The sequence below is a fragment of the Microcystis sp. M53603_WE2 genome (genome assembly GCF_030065435.1).
This window is the reverse complement of sequence record NZ_JASJFF010000448.1, coordinates 1-1,344: the sequence shown is the minus strand read 5'-3', so window position 1 is coordinate 1,344 and position 1,344 is coordinate 1. Positions and strand designations below refer to the sequence as shown.

Sequence of the window (1,344 nt, the reverse complement as noted above, 5' to 3'; positions counted from 1 at the left end):
TCTCACCCTGGGGTAAAAGATGTAATTTTTGAGGAAGATAAAAGCGAGATAAGTGATTTTCAAGCGGCAAGCAATTGGTCAATTCTCACAACTATAGGATTGAATCTTTTCAGAGGTTTGGGTTTTCTCTCAATAACAGAGGGACAGAGGTGGTTAGCTGAACGTTGGGAAAAACTGATAGTTTTATCGACGTAAGAAGCAGAAAAATTAGCTAAGTTAACAGGATGTACTCTCAGGAAATTTCAAGAGAGATAGGCTTTTAGTAGCTTGGGAACAAGCTTTATCAATTTATTCATAATAAATATTGGCAGAGGATTAAAGATTAGTTATTGTGACTAACTCTTTTGGTTAGAGAAAGATAAACTTGAGAATTTTCATTCAAATTTATTGACTCAAAATCCGCTGTACTTAATTTAAATGAATCAACCCTAGGGGCAGGGGGGATCGAACCTATAATCCATTTTTAATTTGATTATAACCAACTACTTAGAAGTTAGCCAAGGGAGTCTCAATGAGAGGTAATCCCGATCTGAAAATCCCTAAAACCCCACACCCCACTTCATAATTCATAATTCATAATTCATAATTCCCATGTAGTCTTAACGGGTTACTCCATCCACCACCGGACGGACATCGCTGCCCTCAAAATAGCCGGGGTTGCCTGTCCAGTTGAAATCCGACACGCGGATGTTGAGTATTCCCAACTGCAGCACCGGGTTATAGCGCAAAATTAAACTATAGGTGCGACGACTCCATTCGAGAAAATATTCTGTACTGATTTCCTTCGCTTGATCGATACTATAAATACTCTGGAAACCCACGCGAATCGGACCATATACCTGTTGAGTTATACCATAGGACATTGTTTGTTGATCAACAAAGCGATCGAAGAAAAAGGGTGATTGTCCGTTAACCAAACCCTGACTAAAACTGAGATTAAACCCGGTATAGTCGAAAAAATTGCGGGAAAAACGCCCAAACTGTCCTAATAATCCCACGGTTCCCGTGACGGAATTTTGCGTCTCTCCATTAGTGTAATAACTGGTGACACCAGTGACACCAGTGACAATAGCAATATAGGGTTGAACGGGAAGAGGAGAAAATCTTAAACCTTGGTCGGGAGTCGGTGGTAAAGTAAGGGCAGACCAGAGTAAAAAACTGCGATTGAGGGAGACAGCGCCCTGAAAACGGCTTAAATTAGTAACATTATCCGTTGCATTGGCCGCTAAGAGATTACTGCGATCGGTGGGTGCGTTAATATTCTGTAGAGAAGCTTGATAACTGAGTCTAATATCCGTATTCGGGACGACAATCACCGGTGAGGTCAAAATTGCCCCAAAACTG

Annotated in this window: 1 protein-coding gene and 1 pseudogene; one reads left to right on the top strand and one right to left on the bottom strand. The window is 41.0% G+C overall.

The features are described 5' to 3' along the window. A pseudogene (locus PX481_RS09440) lies at positions 1 to 195 on the top strand (ISAs1 family transposase); the annotation flags it as partial. Positions 196 to 599: 404 nt separating this feature from the next. Here PX481_RS09440 and PX481_RS09435 read toward each other — a convergent pair. After that, the coding region (locus tag PX481_RS09435; protein ID WP_288094472.1) for a DUF3769 domain-containing protein at positions 600 to 1,344 on the bottom strand (745 nt) is incomplete at its 5' end.